The organism is Bradyrhizobium iriomotense (assembly GCF_018129405.1).
Lineage (GTDB): Bacteria > Pseudomonadota > Alphaproteobacteria > Rhizobiales > Xanthobacteraceae > Bradyrhizobium > Bradyrhizobium iriomotense_B.
Genome location: NZ_JAFCLP010000001.1, coordinates 57,759 through 81,268 on the forward strand (window position 1 = coordinate 57,759; position 23,510 = coordinate 81,268).

16 protein-coding genes (1 of these 16 only partly in view) are annotated in these 23,510 nt (G+C 60.8%); 5 read left to right on the forward strand and 11 right to left on the reverse strand.

The annotated features are described in order from the left end of the window. Together JQ592_RS00185 and JQ592_RS00190 are read right to left on the reverse strand one after the other, a co-directional pair. Positions 1-4,427: the beginning of an LEPR-XLL domain-containing protein gene (locus JQ592_RS00185; RefSeq protein ID WP_211400916.1), read on the reverse strand. 24,067 nt of this gene lie to the left of the window's left edge; 4,427 of the gene's 28,494 nt are visible here — the first part of the coding sequence; its start codon is at positions 4,425-4,427; its stop codon lies beyond the left edge, outside the window. A 1,043-nt stretch (positions 4,428-5,470) separates the two neighbouring features. Next, positions 5,471-5,830 (reverse strand): helix-turn-helix domain-containing protein, encoded by a 360-nt coding sequence (locus JQ592_RS00190; protein WP_211400917.1) that lies wholly within the window; start codon positions 5,828-5,830, stop codon positions 5,471-5,473. Positions 5,831-6,340: 510 nt separating this feature from the next. Between JQ592_RS00190 and JQ592_RS00195 the strand changes: the two genes are divergently transcribed. Next, a complete protein-coding gene (locus JQ592_RS00195) occupies positions 6,341-6,970 on the forward strand; it encodes a hypothetical protein (protein WP_433996383.1) in 630 nt (209 codons plus the stop codon). A 206-nt stretch (positions 6,971-7,176) separates the two neighbouring features. Here the strand turns inward: JQ592_RS00195 and JQ592_RS00200 are convergent, their stop codons facing one another. After that, on the reverse strand, positions 7,177-8,535 hold the full coding sequence (locus JQ592_RS00200; RefSeq protein ID WP_211400918.1) for an HlyD family type I secretion periplasmic adaptor subunit: 1,359 nt from the start codon (positions 8,533-8,535) through the stop codon (positions 7,177-7,179). A gap of 9 nt (positions 8,536-8,544) precedes the next feature. Then, positions 8,545-10,257, reverse strand: coding sequence for a type I secretion system permease/ATPase (locus JQ592_RS00205; RefSeq protein WP_211400919.1), 1,713 nt, complete (start codon positions 10,255-10,257; stop codon positions 8,545-8,547). 981 nt (positions 10,258-11,238) lie between these two features. Between JQ592_RS00205 and JQ592_RS00210 the strand changes: the two genes are divergently transcribed. After that, entirely contained in the window at positions 11,239-13,608 is a 2,370-nt protein-coding gene (locus JQ592_RS00210; protein ID WP_211400920.1) for a S8 family serine peptidase, read from the forward strand. Positions 13,609-13,707: 99 nt separating this feature from the next. Here JQ592_RS00210 and JQ592_RS00215 read toward each other — a convergent pair whose 3' ends face one another. From JQ592_RS00215 to JQ592_RS00225, 3 genes are all read right to left on the reverse strand, one after another. Further along, positions 13,708-16,728 carry an SdrD B-like domain-containing protein gene (locus JQ592_RS00215; protein ID WP_211400921.1) on the reverse strand — a complete coding sequence of 1,007 codons (3,021 nt, stop codon included), beginning with the start codon at positions 16,726-16,728 and terminating at the stop codon, positions 13,708-13,710. A gap of 329 nt (positions 16,729-17,057) precedes the next feature. Beyond that, positions 17,058-17,414 (reverse strand): hypothetical protein, encoded by a 357-nt coding sequence (locus JQ592_RS00220; RefSeq protein WP_211400922.1) that lies wholly within the window; start codon positions 17,412-17,414, stop codon positions 17,058-17,060. 66 nt (positions 17,415-17,480) lie between these two features. Beyond that, entirely contained in the window at positions 17,481-17,933 is a 453-nt protein-coding gene (locus JQ592_RS00225) for a hypothetical protein (RefSeq protein WP_211400923.1), read from the reverse strand. A gap of 229 nt (positions 17,934-18,162) precedes the next feature. Here JQ592_RS00225 and JQ592_RS00230 point away from each other — a divergent pair, with 229 nt between their 5' ends. Further along, on the forward strand, positions 18,163-18,612 hold the full coding sequence (locus JQ592_RS00230; RefSeq protein ID WP_211400924.1) for a hypothetical protein: 450 nt from the start codon (positions 18,163-18,165) through the stop codon (positions 18,610-18,612). Between the two features lie 31 nt (positions 18,613-18,643). Here the strand turns inward: JQ592_RS00230 and JQ592_RS00235 are convergent, their stop codons facing one another. Both JQ592_RS00235 and JQ592_RS00240 read right to left on the reverse strand, forming a co-directional pair. Beyond that, positions 18,644-18,862 carry a hypothetical protein gene (locus JQ592_RS00235; RefSeq protein ID WP_183241653.1) on the reverse strand — a complete coding sequence of 73 codons (219 nt, stop codon included), beginning with the start codon at positions 18,860-18,862 and terminating at the stop codon, positions 18,644-18,646. 50 nt (positions 18,863-18,912) lie between these two features. Further along, positions 18,913-19,188 carry a hypothetical protein gene (locus tag JQ592_RS00240; protein WP_211400925.1) on the reverse strand — a complete coding sequence of 92 codons (276 nt, stop codon included), beginning with the start codon at positions 19,186-19,188 and terminating at the stop codon, positions 18,913-18,915. A 649-nt stretch (positions 19,189-19,837) separates the two neighbouring features. On the opposite strand from JQ592_RS00240, the gene JQ592_RS00245 reads away from it, so the two are divergent. Together JQ592_RS00245 and JQ592_RS00250 are read left to right on the forward strand one after the other, a co-directional pair. Next, positions 19,838-20,359, forward strand: coding sequence for a ParB N-terminal domain-containing protein (locus JQ592_RS00245; protein WP_211400926.1), 522 nt, complete (start codon positions 19,838-19,840; stop codon positions 20,357-20,359). 154 nt (positions 20,360-20,513) lie between these two features. After that, positions 20,514-21,137 (forward strand): hypothetical protein, encoded by a 624-nt coding sequence (locus tag JQ592_RS00250; RefSeq protein WP_211400927.1) that lies wholly within the window; start codon positions 20,514-20,516, stop codon positions 21,135-21,137. Positions 21,138-21,153: 16 nt separating this feature from the next. Here JQ592_RS00250 and JQ592_RS00255 read toward each other — a convergent pair whose 3' ends face one another. Together JQ592_RS00255 and JQ592_RS00260 are read right to left on the reverse strand one after the other, a co-directional pair. After that, entirely contained in the window at positions 21,154-22,179 is a 1,026-nt protein-coding gene (locus JQ592_RS00255; RefSeq protein ID WP_211400928.1) for a glycoside hydrolase family 5 protein, read from the reverse strand. 18 nt (positions 22,180-22,197) lie between these two features. Beyond that, complete coding sequence (locus JQ592_RS00260) at positions 22,198-23,484, reverse strand: O-antigen ligase family protein (RefSeq protein WP_211400929.1); 1,287 nt, start codon at positions 23,482-23,484, stop codon at positions 22,198-22,200. Positions 23,485-23,510 lie beyond the last annotated feature (26 nt).

Here is a 23,510-nt window from a genome sequence, read left to right on the forward strand (position 1 = left end):
TTCGAATTGTTGTTGGTGCTGCTGTTGGCCTGAGAATCCGCGTCGTCGCCGGAGGAGTCGCCTCCGCCCGCGCTGGCGTGCGCTTCCAGCGAGTCGACGATCGTCAGGTCCGCGATGAGAGAGACGGCTCCGCCCGTCGAGTGAAGACTGCGGGCCACGTGCGCCTTGTTGTCATCGGTGACGTAATTTACGCCGACCGAGGCGCCGACCGCGGCATCGTCGCCTTCCGCCTTCGAACTCACCTTGGTCTCGATGATGTTCGAGTGCGTGGCAGTCACGCTGTCGAGACCCGCGGTGTTCAACGTGGCGCCGGTACCGATCTCGGCTGTCGTGTCCGCATCGGAGATGGCCACCGCGATCGCCGCGCCGACGCCCGTGCCTCCCTTGGCACCATTGCTCGCTTCAGTCGAGGTGCGGTGCCGGCCGGTGGCTGCGACATCGAGACTATCGGCGGTTCCGCCGCTGATGTCGGCGCCATTGGTGATCTGTGCCGTGGTGTCGTTGAAGTTCATATTGAGCGCAAAGGATGCGCCCACGCCGACGCTGTCGGCGACGGCGCCATCACCCGCGGGGAGCGCCTTGGCCGTGTCGTCGGACGTCGATTGCGCGTGCACGATCACCGCGCCGATTCCCGGACCACCGTCCGCACCGTCGGCCAGCACAACGTCACCCGTAACTTCCGCCAGGGTCACAACGGCAGCACGATTGATCGCGGCGGATCCGGCAACGCCGACATTGTCACTCCCGGCGCCCGAGACCGAGCTCGCATATATGCTGTGCGTGGCTTCGGTCAGCGTGTCGTCGTGGGTGGCGTCATCGTCCGACGTCAGCTTGATCGCCTTGCCCGCCAGGGCATCGTCGCGTGAGGCGGCCAGCTGGACATGGGTGTCGTCCAGCGCGATGACGTAATAAGTATGTCCGTCCGTCAGCCCGCCGATCGGACTGCCGGCGCCCTTGTGATAGGCGACCTCGTCACCGGTCCTCAGGCCGTGCGCGTCGTTCGTCTGGATGACGCGCATGTTGTTCGGGTCAGGGTCAAATCGAACCTTGCTGCTATCCAGGGGGTTCTCGATTTCGCCGACCAGCGGCACGTCGATGTAAGTGCCGAAGCTATGGTCGCTCCCCGCGCCAGGCCCTGTCAGATCCGCAAGTCCAGTTGCACCGCCCAGCTTTGCATCAACTTCATTGTCGTACAGCTTTATCTTGCCGCCACCTGCGTCAAATACGAAATACTCCTTGCCGTCGACCAGGCCGCCGACCTCGGTGCCGCCACTGCCTTTGTGATACTTGACCTTCTGACCTGTCGTTAAGCCGTGGCCGGTTCCAAGGAAGATCGTATCGTCGGACTCGTCCACGATCTTGATCGTGCCCGTCTGGAGATCGATCGCGCGATCGAGCATCAGGGCCTCGACCACCAATCCGTCGGCGGCCGACACCGTTGCTGCGACCCGCGCCGTGTTCTTGGCGTCGACGGAGTTGACCGACACGGCGGCGCCGACCGCGGCCGAGCCGCCTTCGGCCGCCCTGCCGTCCGCCTCCGCAGAGCCGTTGATATTGCTTCCGGACCTGACCGTCAGCGCACCGCCGGACGAAATCGTCACGCCGGCCGGAAGCTCGGATCGCGCTTCACTATCCACGATGTTGATGGCAATCGCCGCCGCGACCGCGATGCTGTCGCCGCCGCTATTGCTGCTCGATGATGTCTTGGCTTCTGCCTTTTTGTCGGTTCCCGAACCTGTCGCACCGCTCTTGCTGGCGCGATCATTGGCGGCACCGCGCTTACTGTCGCCCTTGGCCTGCGCGTCCTCGCCGTCATCATTGGCGCCGCTCGCACTCGCCTTGGCGAAAGTGCTCGTCTTTCCAATCGAACCGGAAATGAACGCTGCCGAACCCGTCGCCGCGATATCTCGCAGCGTGGTCGCAATCACGGTGTCCTTTTCATAGGCAAACGCAAGTGACGCGCCCACCGCCGCGGTGCTTCCGGCCGCTTCGCCGTCGGCGAGCGTCGTGACTGAACCGATGTGCAAGGCGGTTGCCGATAGAGCGCCCGATATGGTCAGTTGGGCGCCCGTGCCGATGCGCGCTTCGGTGTCGTAGGTCGCGACCGAGACCGCAGCGATCGGCGTGACGGCCGTCCCGCCAGTCGTGCCGCCCTTGGCGTCCGTTTCCATCACATGCTTGGATTCCGCATCCAAGGTCAGATTCTTGGCATTGGTCAGCGTCGCGCCGTCCGTCAGCAGGGCATTCGTATCGTTATCGGCAACGTTGATCGCCACCGAAGCCCCGACGCCCGTCGCGTCGCCGCTGCCGTCGACCGTCGCCTTCGCCACGGCCGTACTCGTCGTGCTCGATTCCGCCATGAGAATGACGTTGGCGCCGTTAACCTGCACCGCGCCATCAACCTTGGCGTATACGTTGAGGACCGCGACATTGAGCGCCAGCGATCCGGCAACGCCGAGGTTGCTTCCTCCGCCCGCACCGGAAGTCGACTCCGCCTCGACCTTGCTATCCGGTATGAGGGCGGTGACATTAACGTCAGTACCATCCACGTTGGCCGTGCCGCCGAGCAGCGCAGTCACCGTCGGTGTCACCACATTGATCGCGACGGCAGCACCCACCGCTGTCGCTCCCGAATCGGTTTTGCTCGAGCCGTCCGCGGTGGTGACGACCTCGACCTTGCCGCTGGCAGTAAGATCGAGATTGCCGGCCGAAGCCGCGACCGACCCGCCCGTGATGCTGGCCGTGGTGTCCCCGGTGAGCACCGACACGGCCACTGCGGCCGCGAAGGTCACGTTGCCTTCGTCTGTACTCGCCTTGTCGCTCGTGTCTCCATCGTCATTGGGATCAGCGAGTCGCTTTTCGGATTCGTTGCCCGCGTTCTCAGTAGCGCCCCCCGCGGTTGCCCTGGCCAGCGTGGTGGCAGTACGATCGCTAGTGGCGGAGATCGCGATGCCGGCCGCATCGATGGTGCCGTTCGTGACGCTTGCCGTCGTGTCTCCGGTGAACAGCGTGAAGGCGACAGTGGCACCCGCATCGCCCAGCGAGCCATCGGCCGTCGTGGTCGCATTTATGGTGTTTGTCGCTTTCAACTCCACAGTTCCGACCGCGTCGATATCGCCGCCGGAGACCGTCAATGACGGATCGCTGTGCAGTATGGTGGTGGCGATCACCGCGTCGGAATCTGGGCTGGAGGACCCCTTCGGCACGATGGTGTTGCTCACCGTGATGTCCGACTTTGCCTCCGCGGTCAGATTTCCGGTAAGGTTGATGTCGGCGGTGTCACCAATCTTGATCTCAGGTGTATTGAACACCGTGACGACGACTGCCGCTACAGTGGCTCCAGGATCGCTGGCGGTCGCGGTGATATCGGTATGAATCTTGGCCTCGAGATTGGCATCCTTTGCCGTAATGGATGCCGTGCCTTTTACGTCGACGAGCGCGCCCGATATGCTGAGCACGGCGGTGCCGGAGAAGCTGCCGCTGAAGTACGTGTCGCCATTCTCGACGAAAGTGGCGTCGGAATGGGCCAGCAATGCCACAGTGCCGCCCACCGCGGTGAGGCTCGAACTATCGAGCGTGACCTCGCTTTTCGCATCGGCCAGCAATCCCTGGAACAATCCGCCCGTGCTCTTCGCATCGGCCTTCAAGGTGATGTTGGTCGCGTTGATGGCCGAGCCGTTGTCGATGGTGACCTTCGAGTCCGACACGAGCTCAAACGAGCCGCCTGCATTCGTGATCTGCAGACCGCTCGCGTCGTTGACGATATCCGACGAGCTGTGGAGCGAAAAATCATGGCCGGTGAATGTGCCGCCGTTGCCGGTCATCACGACCTGGTCGTTGGCGAGCGGAAGCGGAAGCGTAACGCCTATCAGCGAGCCGATGTCGATATCCTTGCCGCCAGCGAAGTCGACGTTGATCTTGTTACCGGCAAACTTCGTGTTGAGTACGGAGAAGCTGTCGGTGTCGATCGTGACCTTGTCGCCGACGAAATCGATCAGGCTGAGTTTGTCGTTGAACACGCCGAGATCGTCGCGCTTAATGTTGACGCTCAGATCGCCGATTGTCGTGATCTGTTTCGAAGCAGCAATCCCCGTGTCACCGGCCCCATCCAACCCAGTCCCGTGGAGGTTCCAAAACACGTCGCCATTGCCGTTAGCCTCGGCTTTGAGCACGAAGGTTGTTGACGTCAGAGTCGCAACATAGCTGCTGATGTCACTCGCATTGGTGACACCACCCGGGACGCTGCCGGGAGCACCATAGGTCAAATCCGCCGACAGCAGCAGACGCGGCTCTATCGCTTCCAGCGTGAAGTTCTGCCGCCGTGGCTTTGCCGCCGAACTCGCGGCACTGCCCATGCGGCGGCGCCTTCTACTGTCCCGCCCGGGAATGATCTCGCGAATGACCTTATTGAGGAGGGTCTCGAACACGGAGCGCTTGTGAGCTTCCTTGTTCCAACGCCAGGCTATACCCATCGGAATGCCCCATCAAAGAATGGACCGAACGGCGAGCAGCAAATTCGCGTACGCAAAGGCGGCTCAAGCGCTACGCGCTTGAGGAGAAAGGCTAGTGGTGTGCGCCGGGGAGAGATCGAGTGTCCGTGCCGTCGACAGTACGCGACAGAGGACGAGCAAAATTCCAAATGCTTAAGGTGCTAAAATTTTTATTCATTGCATCGCCTCCTTCGAATGACGAGTTGGCGGCTTAAACGAAATTTACGCGCAGCTTAAATCGGCTTTAACTACGAAAGTATGACACGGCCTCAGATTGGCTACAAGCGCTTTACTCCTCGCAGTTTATCGACAACTCGCTGAAATAAATTCCGGTTGAATCACGACCGAGGTTACAACCCGACACACTTGACGACGATCAGTTCCACCCGGGAGGCGTTTGCCTCCTCAATAACTTAAGCGCGGAGCCCGGCTGAAATTTTGCCCGAATATGCAACTCCACCTTATGTAGCCTGAGGTTGCAAATGATGCTTATGCCACGAAACGAAAGCATGCGTTGCGTCAGGGCAGCTCCGATACTGCGCTGCCTCGCCGTTTTTTTATCGAGCGTGAGAGACCGGGAATCTTTTTGGCCGGTCGTGCGGCGTCCCGGATGCCACTGCACCCAGGGCACCACGCCGCGACGTTCAGGCGTTACAGACCCATCAGCGAAGAGCTGCGCATTTGCGCTGGATGATGCTGCAAGTTGAACGCTGCCTCGCCAAACTCGGCCGAGGAATGCTCGTCGAAGCGCGAACGTGACGTCGGTGACGTCGGTGACGGACGGGCGACAGCGACCTTTGGACCGGCAAACGCCGCATCAAAAATTGCCGGACTCACGGAGCCGTCTGGCGCAAGCGAGTCACCCGCGTTAATTGCAGCCTGGCCGATTTTCGCGGGTTTTAACACGAAGATGGGTAAAGGAGCTTGGCGCGGCTCGCCAATATTCCATGCGGAGATACGGCGCGCTTCGCCTTCCAGATCTACCGATCGCCAGCCGAAGTGATCCGGACGTGGAAGCCTTTCGCCTCAATGGCGCGGATGAGCTGTTCGAGACTCATCTCGTCCGGCCGCATCGAGAGCTGGTCCGAGGGACCTTGATCCTGAGTATTCACAATGTGAACACCGTCCTCGAGAAACTCGGCGCTGACGTTAAGTACCTTTGCCACGGCCTTTATGGTGGCGGGCTTGGGCACCCTGCCGCGCTTCTCCCAATGCCAAATCGCAGGCGGAGTCACGTCAATCCGTCGAGCCAGCTCCGTGATGGTCATCGACCGCTCTTCCCGCAGCTGTTTCAAGCGCGAACCGAAACTGGCAATCGTCTTGTTCTTGAATTTAGGCACCTGTAAATTCCATTTGCATGCGTGGGAATCAGCGTTAACGACAATGGGTAGCCGAGATTACGGCCCCGTTCGTTTTCAAGTCAATCATCGATCCATCGGTTTTCGCCTTCCGAAACCGGTGCGGCTCGTCGCAATCCCGTGCAATCGGTCAGCCCAACTGCCCTCTTCGGTTTCGTTCAGCCGGCCAGGCATGCAAGGGCCGAGCCACAACTGGAAAGACAATCTCGCTCAGCGTCATGCGTTCCTAACTCCATGGCTCGACGCTGGCGTGACAGGTGACCGCGGCTGCGGACGGCGGCTCCGCCGAGGGAAAGGGCGCCTGCCAGTCGGTTAAAGCCCTGTAATGCCTCGGCGGCGTTAAGTAAACAGGCAAGGCAGCCCCCACCGGCCCCTTCGCTCGATTGATCCGTGGTCGCTCCAATGTCACTATGAGCCGGATTGAGGCGGGGTAAGAGTTTGGCCGGACGGGCTTTTCTGCGGCGCGGGACACAGCCCGGCAGAGGGGATTGCGTGACCATTTGGCGGCGTTTTTTATGTTGGTTGCGGCCCGGGCTGTTGCTGTCGACCGGGGCGCTTTTTGCCCTTGCGGCGCCTTGCGTGGCGCAGACGGCGGGGACCCGTCCGGCAGCAGAGCAAAGTCCGGACGCTCCCAAGCGCATCGAGCATCGTCAGCCTCTCATCGACATCCTTGCACACATGTCAGGCAAGTGCACGACCCTCAAGATTGCGGGTCGCAGCTACGCCTGCAAGGCCGTTGCCTACGCTCATAACGAAGCCGGGCGTGTGAGCTTCGCGGTGGCTATCGACGATCCGGCGGACGACGGCCACGTCGTGTCTTTCTCCGGTGAGAAGGGAAGGCGTTTCGACGACAATTCCTACGAGCTTCCGATCGATCGGATGCTCTTGAATTCCAGGCATCGGCCGAAGGTCCATGGGCTGCCGGTACCCTCGGAGGAGGCATCGACCGGCATCTGCCGCCAGTTCGGCAACTTTGCCGCGCGGCGGGTCTCGAGTGTCACCTGTACCGCAACGGACTCTCGCGGACAGAGCTACGAACTGCTGTTCGTGTCGGACGGCTCTCCCATCGGCGTTCGACGCGTGAGGCAGTCAGCAGCGTCGATCGACGACCCGTTTAAATAGTCCGACAGCTAAATAGTCCTACAGCGACGCGGGCAGGTTTTCTGCGCTGCCCTTGGGCGCCAAGATTTGCGCCGGTGCCACGCCAAGCGCGTTCAATGGCAATTCGGAGAATTGCCCCCGAGCCGGGCACACGCATCCGAATTGGAAGCCCGCCACCGGGCCACGGCTCGCGGGCTGCGTCCCTGCCCTTCCGACCGCGCTGCATCCTATTTCTGGCGGAAGGACTGATTGAAGGACATGATCAACGGGCCGACGAGATATTCAAATGCCGTGCGCTGGACAGTCGGGATCATGACGGTCGCCGGCATTCCCGGATAGAGCTTGATGTTCGGCATAGCCGCAAGCTCGTCCTGATCAATTCGCACGAAGGCCGTGTAGTACGGGTTGTTGCTCTTGGGGTCGGTCAGACGATCTGCCGAGACCTGGATGACGTCACCATGAATGATCGGCACGATCCGCTGCTTGTAAGCCGTGAGGTGAACTTCCGCACGCGTGTTGGGATGCACGTCGCTGATGTCCTCGACCGCCACTTGCGCTTCGATTGTCAGCCCATCCTGCTCCGGGACAATGTCCAGGATCTTGTCGCCGCGCTGGATGACGCCGCCGACTGAAAAGACGTTGAGGCCGACCACCTGGCCGCTATAGGGAGCTCGGATCTCCATGCGCCCCAGGACCGCTTTGGCATTCATGGCTTTGGGGATGACCTCCAGGATCTTCGCTTGCGTGTCACGAAGGTCCTTGGTCACGTCGGTCATTCGATCATTATCGAGCTGCGCCATTTGCTGCTCTTGCTCGGCAATTGCCTGGCGGGCTTTGGCGATGTTGGCGTTGGAATCGGCGATCTGACCTTCGAGGCCGTAGGCGGTACGCTCCAGCTGCAGAATGCGCGGGCGCGCGATCAGGCCCCGCTCGACCAGAGGCGCGATATCCTTTGCCTCACTGTGAACGGAATTGATCTGGTCGGTAAATGATTTCACTTGCGCCTGGGCGCCGACGATCTGCGAGCCGAGCTGGTTGATCTTCTCGCGAATGACGCTGCGCTGTCCCTCCAGCGCGGCCCGGCGGCTCTCGAACTGGCTGACCTGCCCGTTCCAGACGCTCTTGAGGTAGGGATCTTCGGAACGCGCCTTCAGATCCGACGGCATCACGAGCTCGGAGCCATGATCGAGCTCGGTGAGGAGCCGAACCTCCGTGGCACGAAGCACGGCCCATTGCTGCGTCAGCACTTCGTATTCGGCGCGCGCCTGGGTCTCGTCCAGCACGATCAGGAGGTCACCGGAGCGGACCTTGTCGCCCTCCCTGACCCGCAGCTCCTTCACGATGCCGCCGTCAAGGTGCTGGACGCTCTTGCGATTGCCCTCGACCTTGACGACCGCGTTTGCCACGACGGCGCCGTTGAGCGGCGCGGTCAGCGCCCACGCACCAATCCCGCCGAAGAATACGGCAACAATGACCCAGCCGGCGAGAGCGATGCGCCTGATCGAGTCGCTGGGCGGCCCAGCGGAAAGACCGGCCCGGCTGCCAACAGCGGCGAGATTCTTGGGTGTTCCATCGAGAATGGCCATTGGGCGAGCCTAGCTGCTGGAGCCTTGCACGGCGTGCACGGGCACAGGACGGGTCAGCCGGGCCATGATCTCGGCACGAGGCCCGAACATCTCGGCGACGCCATCTCTGAGAACGAGAATCTTGTCGACGACCCCGATGGTCGCCGGCCGATGCGAGACAATGACGACCGTCGTCCCGCTCTTTTTCAGTTGCACGATACAATCTGCCAGAGCGACATCACCTTCGGCATCGAGGTTCGAGCTCGGCTCATCGAGCACGACGAGGCTTGGGCTGCCATAGACGGCGCGGGCCAGACCGATCCGCTGGCGGAAGCCGCCGGACAAAATAGCGCCGCCTTCTCCGACCTGGGTGTCGTAACCGTGCGGAAGCCTCAGGATCATTTCGTGCACGCCGGCGAGCTGGGCGGCGAGGATGACGTCCCTGTCGCTGCCCTCATCGAAGCGGCCGATATTGGCGGCGATCGTATCCGAGAACAGCTCGATATCCTGAGGCAGGTAGCCGACATGGTCGCCGATCGCCCGCTTGACCCAGGTCGCGACATCGGCGCCGTCCAGCCGCACGGCGCCCGCCGAGGGTGTCAGCACGCCAACAAGCTGGCGCGACAGGGTCGATTTCCCGGCCCCGGATGGTCCGATGACCCCGAGCACCTCTCCTGCCTCGACGGCAAAGGTGATGCCGCGCAGAATGGCCTTGGAGCTCCCCAAAGGAGCGAAGGTGAGCGCCTCCACCGAAACTTGCCCCTTGGGCCTGGGCAGCGTCAGGCCGGCATCGAGAAGAGGATGCGCCGTCAGCAGCTCGCGGATGCGCAGGAACGCAGCACGCGCCGACACGAGACTGCGCCACGATCCCACGATCTGCTCGACCGGCTGCAGCGCGCGGCCTAGCAGAATGCTGGCCGCGAACATCGAACCGACCGTCGTGACCCGCTCGATCACGAGATATGCGCCCAGTCCCAGGATCAGCGATTGCATGGCGAGACGCAGAAAACGGATCAGGCTCTGGATCGCGGCGGCGCGGTCGCTTGCGGCCACCTGGCGCTCGAGCATCCGGTCGCGATCCCGGCTCCAGCGTCGCAGCAGACCGCCGGTCATGCCCATGGCACGCACGACCTCGGTGTTGCGCAGGCTCATTTCGGTGAAGCTGTAGCTGCGCGCGGCGGCCTCGTTCGATTCCGTGAGCGGCAGCTTCACCAGCCACTCGCTCAGCAGCGCCATCAGCACCAGGATGACCGAACACCCCAGCGCAAAGGCCCCCAGGAACGGATGAAGGACGAAGATCACCGCGATGTAGATAGGAGCCCAGGGCAGATCGAAGATGGCGTGGATGCCGGTCCCGGTGACGAACTGGCGAAACGTATCGAAATCGCGGAGCGCCTGGCTGCGGGCGCCGCCTGCGCTCGCCGAACGATCGATGATTGCCGTCATCACCCGCGAGGCGATCTTCCGGTCAAGGCGGATGCTGGCGCGGGTCAGCACCCTCGCGCGAACTGCGTCGAGGCCGGCCAGCGCCATGAACGCCAGCAGCAGCGCGATCGTGAGCATCAACAACGTGATCTCGCTGGCGCTCGAGATCACGCGGTCGTAAACCTGCAGCATGTAGAGCGGGCCGGCGAGGTAAAGCAGGTTAATGGCAAGGCTGAAGATGCCGGCCGTCACGAAATAGCCCCGGCATGTCTGCAGGAGCCGCCGGAGCTCGTCCGGCCTCTTAAAAGGCGCGCTCACACAATCCGGCGGATGCCCCCGCCCCCTCTAATCAAAAATGACCGCCGGAGTGACAACGCCCGGCCGAATTAAAGACCTACTGGCAGCCGTTACAAATCTTGTCTAATCGAGCACAATGTTTAGCACAGCCGCCGGGCGCGCGAAATAATACTCGCTGGAAGGTAAAGGTGCCCGTAGAGCTACGGGCCCTTGCGCGTTTTACGATATTTATCTTGACTGACGCACGGCTAAATGCGGCGGGTGAAGGGGGCACCAGCGGGAAGTCCGACCAAGAACCCAAACAGCGGACATGGGTTCGCATTCCCGCGGCGCAACATGCCCGAGCTCAGGCTGGAAATTCCCTTTCCCGGAGGAAAGGGCCCAGGGAAGTCCGAGCGGCCGGCCGGCACCCGCAGCCCCTGTGCGGAGAAAGTGCGCACGGGGTGGTTCACAGGTGAAACCGGCATCCCGGTCTTCCCTGCGCGGATGGTTTTAACGGTGTCCTTCGCGCTCTCCCCCGGGGACACGAGTTCCATTGCCCCCGTCGCCACGGGCCGGGATGGCAATGGACATACGCCAATCCGCAATTTCGGCAACTCAGAATATTTTGACAATACGAATTCTTCGGCGCATTGCGCGCCTGCCATCGCACAGCATATGCACGCAACCGCCAAGCGCATCGGATCCGACGCCCCGCGGCCCGACCTCATCATCGCGCGCGGAAACGAGGCTCCGTCACAAACGGATTCAAGTCATCGTCATCCTGTCACGTCCCGGACGATCCTACCGCCTCGAAACGGCTCGGCCTAACGGGCATAAAATCAGATTTATGCGCCGTTAAAGAGATTGCGAAACTTGGATTGCCGCCGTCAGCGCTCTGGAACCGCTGATCCCAGTTTAACGGCTCAATTTACCCGCCTTTAATTTGCCCCGTCGTCCGATCTCCGCACCAACGCGCGACACGACGCGCTCTTTCTTCCGTCGCACAGGCAAGGAGATTCAATGGCCAAGCGGGGCGTGAATGATCAGTACGGGATTTTCTCTGAAGCGAATGCAAATGCTCTGGAATGGGAATTCATCGGACTGAACATCGCCTCGGCAAACGCCGGATCGATGGACACTCCGGCGGTGGCCCAGGTGGAGCGCCACGCTGCTCAGCCAGACGTTTCGGTCCCGGATGGTAACGCGCCCGAGAGCTTCGCCGCGAAAAAGGGCGGAGGCGGAACAACGGGCGGGAGCAGCAAGGGCGGCGGAAGCACATCGAGCGGCGGCAGCACGACAACGTCTACCTCGGCGCCGGACGTCTATCCGACCATTCCCATCACGTGGCACGCACTTGCCCCGCCCACCGGAGATACGGCGCTTCCGACGGATCCTTACTTCGCCAATTGGCAGTGGGGACTCACGAACCCGACGACCGGAATTAACGTCGTTTCCGCCTGGACAAACTATACCGGTGCCGGCGTAAAGATCGGGATCGTTGACGATGGTGTCGACTACAACCATTCGGACTTGAATTCACGCTACCTCTTGGGCCTCGACTACGACGCGACAAATGGCGGCGCAGACGCCTACGGCACGGCCGCCGATGGTCACGGCACTACGGTCGCAGGCGTCCTTGCTGCAGCCCATAACGGATATGGCATCGCGGGCATTGCGTACAATTCCGGAATCGCAGGATTCAGGATTAGTTACTCGAGCGGAGGCGCGAGTCAGATAGCCGATGCGTTCAACCACCTGGTTGCGAGTGGCATGGACATCGCGAACGCCAGTTGGGGCTACTCCACCGCTTTCCAGGACAACTTCGGCACCGGCTCCGCCGCCAGAACCGCCATTCAGGCCGGCGTTACCAGCGGCCGCAACGGCCTGGGGACGGAGTTTGTGTTTGCGGCTGGCAATTCGAGAGGCTCCGGTGACGACGTCAACTATCACAACTACCAGAACAGTCCGTACGTCATTACGGTAGCTGCGATCGACTACGATGGGCATTTCGCATCATTCAGCACGCCTGGCGCGGCCTTGCTCGTCGCGGCTCCGGGAGTCGGCAATACGACCGACGATAGAACAGGCTCGGCCGGCTATTCGACTGGGGACCTTACGTCAGCTTCGGGCACATCGTATGCCGCGCCGACCGTCGCCGGAGTGATTGCATTGATGCTGCAGAGCAATCCGGACCTCGGCTATCGCGACGTCATGGAGATTCTGGCATACTCGGCAAAGAATACCGATCCAACGAGCGCCGGCTGGCAGACAAATGGAGCCCACGACTGGAACGGGGGCGGACTGCATTTCTCGCAGGATTATGGCTTCGGGTTGGTTGATGCCACGGCGGCCGTGCGCTTGGCCGAGAGCTGGCAGAAGCAATCGACTTACGCAAACTTGTCCATACAAAGCTCAAGCCATCTCGACAACGCAAGGATTCCCGACGGGAGTGGCAGCCTTCAAAGCACCATAACCCTCGCCTCGTCCGAGCGTCTCGACAAGGTCGTGGTTGACCTCAACATCAGCCATCCTCATGTGAGCGATCTCACCGTCACACTGACGTCCCCGAGTGGAACGACTGCCACCCTCATTAACCATCCGGCAAACGGCACTGGCGGCGGCATCGTGTTCGAAACGACCGCGAACACATTCTGGGGAGAGGATGCAAAAGGAAATTGGACGCTTAGCGTCACCGATAACGTCACCGGAAACGCCGGGACGCTCAACAGCTGGACCTTGACAGCCTTGGGCGATGCACCGTCGACTCCAGCTACGTACATCTACACCGACGAGTTTGCGACCTCGAGCGGATCATCACGTTACGTTCTCAACGATAGCAGCAGCATGGTCACCATCAATACCGCCGCCGTGACGACGGGCTCCTATCTCGACCTGCATGCGGGTGCTGTTGATTCGGTCGCCGGGAAATCTCTCCAGCTCGGAGCAAGCACGATCATAAAGAATGTCTGGGCCGGCGACGGCAACGACATCATCATCGGCAATGACCTCGGCAATATCATCCAGGCTGCACGCGGCAGCGACACGGTCGTCGCCGGCAAAGGTGCGGATACCATCTACGGTGGACCCGGGAACGATATATTCGCCTACAACGCATTCTCTTCGGCTACGGATACGATCTGCGACTTCCAACCGGGAAGCGATGGCCTCGATCTATCTAGGCTCCTTGCCTCACTCGGCTATGCAGGAACGGATCCGCTTGCCGACCATTGGCTGGTTCTAGAGCAGACCTCCAGGGGCACAGATTTCGTGATTGATCCCCACAATGGCCAGGCTCCGGCGACGGTGGTTAGCGTCCTGAGCATCGCGCCAGCCGAGCTCCGTGCGGGCATCGATTACTGGACAACAGCTCACACGGGATTGCTCGTCTGACATTCGAAGCTCGCCCGACGGCACCGTGGCGTCGTCGAGCGATCGAAAACGAGAGAGGGGCCCGAACAGGGCCCCTCGTCATTGCCAAATCCGATGAGCCTAGGCGGCGGCGGATTGCAACATCATCTGGTATTGATGTTGTTGATCCGAGCAGAAATCGCCATCGAAAGCATAGAACACGCCGTTGATGGAGCCATCATTGTTGTACGAGTCGAGCGCAGTATGGATGACGCTGCCAGCAAGGATTTCATATCCATCGCCGACGTTGTGATTGGTGTCGATTCCCTTCTGCCAATCCGCGCTGTTCGCTTTGACCGCCGGGTTCCCCAACTCCGTGGCCGTCAATGTACCATCGTGATTCTTGTCGAAGTTCTGCAGCCATAGGATCGCCTGATCCAGATAATGCTCCGGACTGTTCGGATCACTGGGGTCGCCGCCGGGATTTCCTGCCAACAAGTTCAATTCAGTGGCAATCGCGTCCCGCGCCAGGTTCCAGCTCGTATCGTTCTTCGGCGCTCCGCTCAAATTGATGAACTTCAGCGCATCGCTGAGAGTGATCTTCAGATACGGCCCGGAGTCACCTGCCGTCGACCCGTCGCCATTGTCGTCGCCCAGTAGAATATAGGGATTGGCGATCAGGGCCTTGCCCGGTCCGGCTCCATCCGCATCGTTGTAACCCAGGAGCTCGCCGTCGGGGAAACAAGGATCGCCCGCATGGGCTTCGTTTCCGATGATGCCATCCCAGTACGTGCCGCCATTGGTCGGGTTCTGCCAGAACCCGGGCGTACGTACACCGGGACCTTCGATGAGATGGTTGCCGAAGTTGAGCACCTCGGTTTCGCCGAGATCACCGTGCTGGTCGACGCCGCTCTGCGCGGTGAAACTGGTCGTACCGTTGTAAGTTTGGGTCCACCCGTTCTGCTGCTGCTCATAGACATAGTATGAGCCCGGTCCCAGATCGCTGAACACATAGTGACCATCAGCATCCGTCGTCGCCGTGGCGAGGACGCCGTTAGCGAAGTTGTTGTCATCGTCGAGATAGATCGTCCACCCCTGAATTCCGAGTTCACCCGCACCCAAATCCCAATGGCCATCACCGTTGAGATCGGCGAACTTGTAGCCGGAGACGTCGATGTTCTCGAAGTTGCCGAAGTTCAGCGGCTCGGTCTGCCCGAGATCGCCGTGCTGGTCCACCCCGCTCTGCGCCGTGAAGCTGGTTGCGCCGTTGTAGGTGTTGGTCCAGCCGGTCTCGGACTTCTCGTAGACGTAATAGGTGCCGGGCCCGAGGTCGTTGAAGTGATACTGACCCGTCGCGTCCGTCGTCGTCGTGGCGAGCACGCCGTTGCCGAAATTGTTGTCGTTGTCGAGATAGACCGTCCAGTTCGCCTTGACCGGCTCGCTCCCATCCCAGCTGCCGTTGCCGTCGGTGTCGACGAACTTGTAGCCGGAGACGTCGATGTTCTCGAAGTTGCCGAAATCCAATCCAGTAGTGATGTCATGATCGGTTATGCTCACCGCGTAACCGTACTGGCTCAGCGTATCCGCCACGCCGTCGCCGAGCGGGTTAACCAGCGTCATGCCGGCTGACGGGGTCAGCGACCACCCCGCCTGGTTTCCCTCGACGATGATGTAGTTGCCGGTAGCAAGGTCAGTGAATGAATATGCACCGCTTCCAGTGGTCGGCCCGCTGCTGGCGACCAGCGTGTCGGCAGCATCGAGCGTCCCCGTGATTCCGTTATCCTTGTAAAGGTAGAAGGTCCAGCCAGACAGCGGGGCGTCCGTGGGATCCTTGACGCCATCACCGCCGGCGTCTTCATACTTCACACCGGAAAGCACAAAGGTCGGCTCGGGCGGCAGCTGGATGTCGGCGCCCTTTATCTGGTTGTCCTGCGAGCCCAGCGACGTCCCATCGATCGAACGCAGGTTGAAGTGGTAGGGACCCCCGCTGATCGCAGACGAGCCGAGATTGGTGCCCCAGCCTGCGTCGCCCTCGCCGAGGGCAAGATGCCCGGCGAGCTCGACCATGATTTGCGTGTTCGTCGTAACGGTGCCCGCAAAATCAATAAGGAGCTGATAGTTGTTATCAGAATCTCCTGTATCGCCGCCGTTCGCGACGGAGTGACTTAGCGTGAGAGTGGCTGATGTGATCGCCTGATTGGAATAGACGCGTATGGTGCGATTACCATAAAGCGATTCATAGGCGTCAATCCTGTCTTGCGTTGAGCCATCCTTGCTGATGAAGGGATCGTCGGGAACGACCACGTCTATGTAGTAGACAAATCCGTCCGTGCCCGGGGACCTCAGTTCGACGACAGTATCATCCAGCGTATTCGGAGGACCGATCGCACCATCGCTCGCCTCGGCGAGCGTAAGATTGTATTCCGTGCCGACATGGAGGCTGTTCTGGTTGGGATCGACCTGAGTATTGTCGAACGGCACGCCATAGTCGTTCGCCTCGGCGATAGCCTGATCCCAGGACGTCAGCCAGTCATAGGCGTGGACGCCACCCTTGGTGGCCTGGGTCGAGAAGTTGAGCGTGATGTTTCCATCGTTGCCGCTGTCGGTAAACCCGGTGAGCACCACGCGCTGCATCACCGACATGCCCTCGTAGTAGACCGAGTTGCTTTGCTGAATGATGCTGTTGATCCAGTCGATGTCGCCCGTACCGCCCGGCTCGCCGTTGTTGTTGGCTGCCTGCTTGAAGTCTACGATGAGTTGGTCCGTGAAGCTTGTGGTCGCGATTCCCGCCGCCGCCGGATCGCTCGCAGTGAGAAGGAAACTCTGGCCAAATGCGTCGTCGTTGACGTACCAGGATGTGATGATGCTTCCATTGATCGCACCGTCAAGATCGCCGGCCCCGCCGTCGACCACGATCCAGGGCGTGCTGCCGCTCAAAGGCGTTCCCATATCGTCGTCCAACGTTCCCCAGACTCCGTCGAGCCCTGGACCTGAGGAATGGAGGACGCTGAACTGCACAGCACCGCCGAGAGTGACGTTGGTCGCCGTGATAAGCGCTGTAGATCCTGGCGAGTAGTCGGCGAGGTTGGTCGAGACAGTAAGGAGTGAATCGCTGGAAAGTACGTACGTTCCGCTGGCCGGATCCCAAACGTATGTCGCCATGATCAATTCTCCAAAAAAGTCGCAAAAAATCCTAGAAGCCGCTCGGCCAGAGGTCGGTTCGCAATCGTCAGCTGCGCAATAACAATAAAAAAGCCGGCTCACGCGCACACGCGTGCCGGCCTACGCAACGTCCCGAATACTAAAACTAATCAAAACAGCCTCTGCCCAAAACGAGCCCAGTCGGGAAATTTAAGCAACTATTTACAATTAACGCAACCTTTAGTCGGTAAATTGATGCTGACCAACTTGGCCAACACCGGGAAATCTCGGCAATCACCGTTCCCGGAGGTGGAAAAATACCTCTCGATGGAGCCGGATGAGCGGAAGGATCAGCCTGCCTTCAGCTCGGCACCGGCCGGCGGAGCCATCGCCACAGCCCTCGACTGCGCCGCGCCGTGCAGCTCCCACGCGCGCTGCATCCGCTCGGGTTGCGTTTCCTTCAGCAGCCTTCCCCAGGCTGCGCTGAAGGCCCTGATCGCCGTATCCCTGTCCTGGGCGGCGCCCCTCGCCCATGCCGGAAGTCCCATGGGGATCAGAACGAACCACTCCCACGAACGATCGGGCTCGCTCACATCGGGCGCGTGCCGGATCCTGCCGATCTCGCGGCCTTGCGACCAGACCGCGAAGTGATCGGCGATCTCGGGCCATTTCGGACGAATGCTGAGGGTGATCGCGTTATTTATCATCGTAAATTCTTGCAATAACGGAGTTTAAATGACGCGGGGCCAACGCTCCACGGGGTGACATCTGGTTTAACTCTTGGGGGTCGCCCGCTGCGCCAGCAATGCATCGGCGCTCTTGGTGAGCCCGCCGGCCAACTGTTTCGCAGCGTCCGGCGAGAACGCGTAACCGGCCTGCCCTTCCAGCCGGTGATTGAGGATGAAGAGCACAAGACCGCGGCCGCTGGTGTCCGCGGAAATCGTGCAGTTCTTGGGGATCTCGAACCTCACCTCGCCGGCCTTGCCGGTCGCGCCCGGTTTGGTCAGCGCTGCGGCTTCAGCACTGGGGGCGGCTGCTTCGGAGGCAAGCGCCGGTCCCCCGCCATTCGACGCCGCCGGCTGCGCATCGCCTCGCACCCTTGTCAGCGCCGCGATCAGATCATCGACGCAGTCACTGGCGAATCTCAGCTCCAGTGCACCGGTATATTTGCCCGTGGTCTGGACGATGAATTCCTTCTTGTCATCCGACATGGTGGCGGAACTCACCGCCGCAATCCTGATCGCCATTAGTGCAATGCCCCGAAATATGGTCGGGGGCTCGTCGGCCCCTCTTGCCCAACTATGTGCCGATTATACCGCCCAGGGCGACCTGGGACAGCACCTCCGCTGGTCACCCAAAGATCCAGGCGATGGATTGACCTTGACGCATCCGCCTTGCCGCTTCCACGCGAGCGACCTAGGATAAAGCCATGTTACGGTCAATTCGCATTGCAACATGATGAATATCAATCCCGCGCCCCGGATCATTACAGAGTTGCGGCCGAAGTACGAGATCAAGATCGACCTCGACGAACGATGCTTCCTGTTTCCGGCCGGCAAATCGGTCAGCCAGCTGCTGCTGCTGTCGGACGGCCATACCATCCTCATCGACGCCGTGTTTCCGTTCAACCAGGCGCGCACGCCACCGCGGCTCGTAGCGCTCGATCTCGACGATGCCAGGGAGTTCGGGCGGCGGCTGGTCGAAGCGGTCCATACGGCGCGCACCCAGCTGGTGGGCACGAACGGCATCAGGATATCCATCAACGTGATCGCCAACGGATATCACCTCCAGTTTGGCGACATGAACGCCGCGACCGAATTGTTTCTCGGCACCGGCTGCATCTGGCGGGTCTGCCAGGGTCTGCTCCGCATCGTCGACCTGATCGCGCCGATCGAGTCCAACTGAAGCGGTGCCGGCGCGGGCGGCGACGGCCGCTTCAGGACGCCGTCTCGACCAGCGGCTCCAGATAGCTGCGATGCAGCGTTTGCGGATGCTTGTGTCCGTCCAGAATGACCCGCAGCGCGTTCTTGGTGTGGGCAAAGCCGATGACCCGTCCCGTCCTCCCGTCCAGACGCTTGCTATGCTTGCCGAGGGACTTCACCCGGAAGCGGCTGCCGATCGCAAGATCGAGCAAGAGCGCGTCGTTTTCATTCATGGCGATCAACTCTTCATCAAATGTCTCTAGGACAGGATCACCCGGTCGACCTACAGGCTACGCTTCTCCACGAGGCTGCTGCAAAGCCGGCGATCATCCTCCGACATGCCGGGCGGCGCCTCCCCAGATTTGAAATAGGCCAGGATATGCGCGAGACGGGCAGCGTGCTCGACGGCGCCTCGCCTTTTCGCACGCTGCCAGGCAGTGCGCTGGTGCCCACTCATGGCGAGCTTTGTGGCCGTCTGCACCTCCATGGACAACACCGAGATCAGCGTGCTGCGATCGACATCAATGAGCGAATTCAACAAGGCCTCTACGTCACGCATTCAGTTCAGTCCACCACCCGCATATCGCCGATCCGGGATTGCAACCGGAGCGGACGGCAACTCCGCCGTCGCGTCGCGCTCGAATTGAAAGGATTGGTGCCGCAGGCCGTTCGGCAAAAACCTGTCGGTGTGGTTCAAGACGCCACCGTAAATAGTTAAAAATGAATTAAATCAATTTTGATTACCATTCCGAAGTTCCCGCGAAAAGTAGGGACGAACGTCCTGCGCGAGTTTTCAGCACCGTAATTAATCCGGACCGCGGGCGGCGAAAAACCCGGCGCAAATCCGCGTCATGCAATTGAAAAAGCTTCTGAATTCCAATCCACACAGCAAGTTTTGTCGTTTATCCGAACACGACCTCCGCCATCGAAAAGGAACCGGATTAAACCGAACCAGACGGTTTCTACAACTTGGCGTTCAGACTGCCGCGAGCACTCTCGGTCCCGGATCGCTGAAGCGCACCGCACGTCCGACAAGAACTTTCAGCCACCGTCGGCACGCCTGCATCAAGGCGCTATTCCCCAGTCTCCCGTGCGCCATGCACAAGGCGAATGGAAACTGGTTGCTTCACGCGCCCGCCCGCTCCTAGGATGGCTGCCCCCCCTCGCCTCGCCGCGCGGCGCCGGGATCAAGTGCCGGAGCAGAAGCCATGCCCAAAGCGGAAAACCTGCCGATCGACAAAATTCGCGTTCCGCCCAAGAGCAGAAAGACGCTCGACCCCGGACTCGTTCAAAAGATCGCGGAAAGCATCCTGGAGATCGGACAGCAAGTTCCTATTTCCGTTCGCCCCGAAGATGATCAGTTCGTTCTGGTCGACGGACTGCATCGGCTCGAGGCCTGCAAGGCCCTTGGTGAAATGTCCGTCATTGCTGTCGCGGTCGCAGCGGAGAGTCCTCAGCACCGAAAGCTGCTGTCCGACAGCACCGAACTGGAAGCCGAGCGCAACAAGATGGCCCGATTGAAGCAACTGCGACTCGAGAGGGAGACCGCCGAAGCAATCGCGGCTGCGCCGGCGAAACCCGGCTTGAACCGGCACCCGGAACGAAACGCTGGGGCCAAACCGACCGCATCATCGACGCGAACCAGCAGGACGGCAGCAGCATTGGCGCCGCGACCGAAAACGCTGTCGCAATGGATCGCTCAACAGAAAAGCGACGGTGGCCGTTATTGACCCTTCGGCCCGAGCGGCGCCATTTCCAGCGTGCTACCGGGGACTAGCAAATTCAAACGATTGGACATACCCTTTGGGTGCATTAGCTGAACGAGGGCAGCGCGCTACATTGAGAATCATCGAGCGGGCGTAGAGTGCGACCACGACGGATGCAATGAACGACAGCCAGAACACCTCTTGGCCTGCCATCATAGGAGACGTGCAAGCCGATTATCCCGAGCATTTCGACTGGGGCGCGCTGGCGGCGTTGCGGACGAAGTCGGTACCGGCTGCCGCGACCGACGCGGCCGATGCCTCTTCGGGGCGCAGCGGCGCATTTCGGGCTGGCCGGACCTCTGCTCAAACCGTGCCGGCCGTCGTTAAGCCGGATTTTCAGCCTAGCATTGAACCAACATCCTTACCGGTCGAACCCGCCACCGCAGCGGCAGGCGCGACCGATCCCGCGCCCGAGGCTCGTGCTACGCAGAGTGACGCCGGCCCGCTCTCAGGACCGCTTGCATCAGAGGACTCCATTGCAATCGGCCAAGGTCCATTGCCTCTCGTGACAATATGTCGGCCGCCACTCCCCTTGCCGGAAGACGGCATTTTGCGGTTGCGATTTTCCGATGTCGGTGAACCAAGCGAACCGGGCGAACACCGCTCGCACTACGGACTTGTCGCAATTACACGAAGTGATCTCGCTGTCTGGAAGGCGTTTCCGGACGCGGTCTTCACGGTCATACAACCGTCGCCCTACTCGAACGCGACGATCTTCCGACTTGGGACTTTCGAGGTTTGACCGACCAGCAGTCTCGCTAACGCGAGGGCGGGATCAGCGCCCGCAGGATGTCCGGCTTCCAGGCCTGGCGCGCGCTGTCGAAGGCCGCGAAATCATGGTCGAACTGCCAATAGGCCCATGACCAGCCTAGCCTGTCGGCGCTTCTCGCGACGTACGACAGGTATCGCGTGCGACTATCGGACGGCGCGCGCTCGTACACGCCGAACTCACCGAGATAAGCCGGGCGCTTCTCCTTCTCAGCCCAGAGGCTCATCTTCCTGAAATCGGCCGCCGCCTTCGCTTCGTCGTCCTGCGAGCCCCAATCCAGCGGACCGATCCGCGAAAACGTCGGAGACCACGGCGCCCCCTGATGCGTAAACCGCAGGGGCGCATAATAGTGAAAGGTGACGATGAGATTCCGGTCGTCTGCCGGCAGAACCAGCTCGTCGACGGGATTGTCATCGGTGTTGAGAACGGCGGCAATGACCGGCCGCGCGGGATTGGTGCGACGGATGATGCCGAGGCATTCGTTGAGCAGCGAATTCCACTCGGCCGACGTCATCTGTCCGCCCGGCTCGTTCAAGACCTCGAAGACAAGCTTCGGATACTTCCCGGTATAGCGCTCGGCGATCTGCCGCCAGAACGCCTTCAGCTTTTCCGCGCATCCAGCCACGTCGCTCTGGCAGACATGGGTATCGTGCTCGTCGAGAACGGGAATGAGATTGCGCGCGAGGACCTCCTCGATGACGGCATCGAGCCGCCTCAGGACGATCTCGTCCAGGACATTCCCCGGACCCATGAACTTGAAGCCGAAGAAATTGATCCTGACATGCGCGAACCCAGCCTTCTTGATGACCGTCAGATTGTCCAGGCGGAACGGGGCGTTCTGACCGCCTTCCCAGATCCCGTCATAGCCGAGAATGTTGATGCCGCGCCCCAGTTTCGGCACGCCATAGGAAGCACCCTGCGCGGTGGCGAGAGATGACGAGCAGAGCGCCGCGAGGAAGAAGAAAGCTGCCGCGAGATTGCGACTCTTCGGCCAGCGAGCACGGATGACGGTCATCTGCTTCCATTCCAGAGACTAGAAATCTGTCTGTCGTACCGGTCTGCATGTCGCAAAGAAGAACCCGACCAGCAGCACCGACGTGAACATCGTCGAGCGAAGGAATGTCGTTTCCGTGAAATTGGTCTGGAAGCTCAGGACGACAAATCCGATGATGAGGGCGCAGTGCGACCGATCGATCGACTGGGCGGAAATGAGATGCAGAACCTTGTTCGAGAACAGAAGGACGCTTGCCGTGAAGAGCATATAGCCCAGAAAGCCCGTTTCCATCAGGATCGCGATATAGCCGCTGTGATAGTTGTCGAGCACCCAGCCATGGTTCTGCTCAAAATAGTCGTAGATCGACGGAATCGTCCAGAAGCCGTTGATCCCGAAGCCGAGCAACGGCGCGTCGTCGAAATGGCTTATGGCGTAGTGCCAGATGAAGGTTCGCTCGGTGAAATCGATACTCGCGTCACCGATGTGGATCGCGTCATATCCGGTCGTGTAGAAATAGAGGAACAGCGCGCCGGCTGCCAGGCACATGACGAATGGCAGGACCGCATAGAGCCTCATGCAGGTGACAGACCACATCGAGGTCACCAGCAGTGCGCAGGCGGCCAGGGCGACGGCACCGGCGCCTCGCGATTCCGAGGCAAGCACGCATGTCGACGCCAGAAGGAATGTCGCGAGGAACGCCGGCCAGCTCTGCCCCCTCATCTTCAGGTAGCAGGCAAAGAACATCAGATAGGCGCCGACGAAGCCAAGCGTCTGCTTCGATTCATAGATGCCCTGCCATTGACCGCTGTGCATCCAGCTGCGGTCGATCCCGATGTCGGGAACAGCGACCGCAAAGAAGGCCGATGCGGCGACCAGGACGAAGAGTCCAAGGGCCGTGGCTCCTACAATCTCATCGATGTCGATGCGCGTGACGAGACAGAATGCGCCGAAGGTCGTCATCGCAAGCGCCGCACTCTTCATCAGCGCCGCGACGTTCAGGCTGGACCAGAACACGGAGATGACGGCGAAACCGTAGAATGCGACCAGCACGATCAAATCGGGATTGAACTGCAAGCGCAGGCGCGGCCGCACGAATGCGCTCGCATAGATCAAGACGCCCCACATCAGGATCGCGACGGCCTGCTGCAGATAAGTCAACTCCGCCGGCAGCAGCCCGCTGTTGAGGGTGCCCATCGACGCAACGACGTTGATGGTGATCGAACAGCGGATTGCGGCCCTGGCAATCTTCTCGATGCCAACGCTGCGCGTCTGCCAGATCGCGCTCTCGGGTAACCCGGAGTCCGCATCGGTCTGTAGGCTGGCCATGAGCCGACCTTCCTTCAACACGGTTA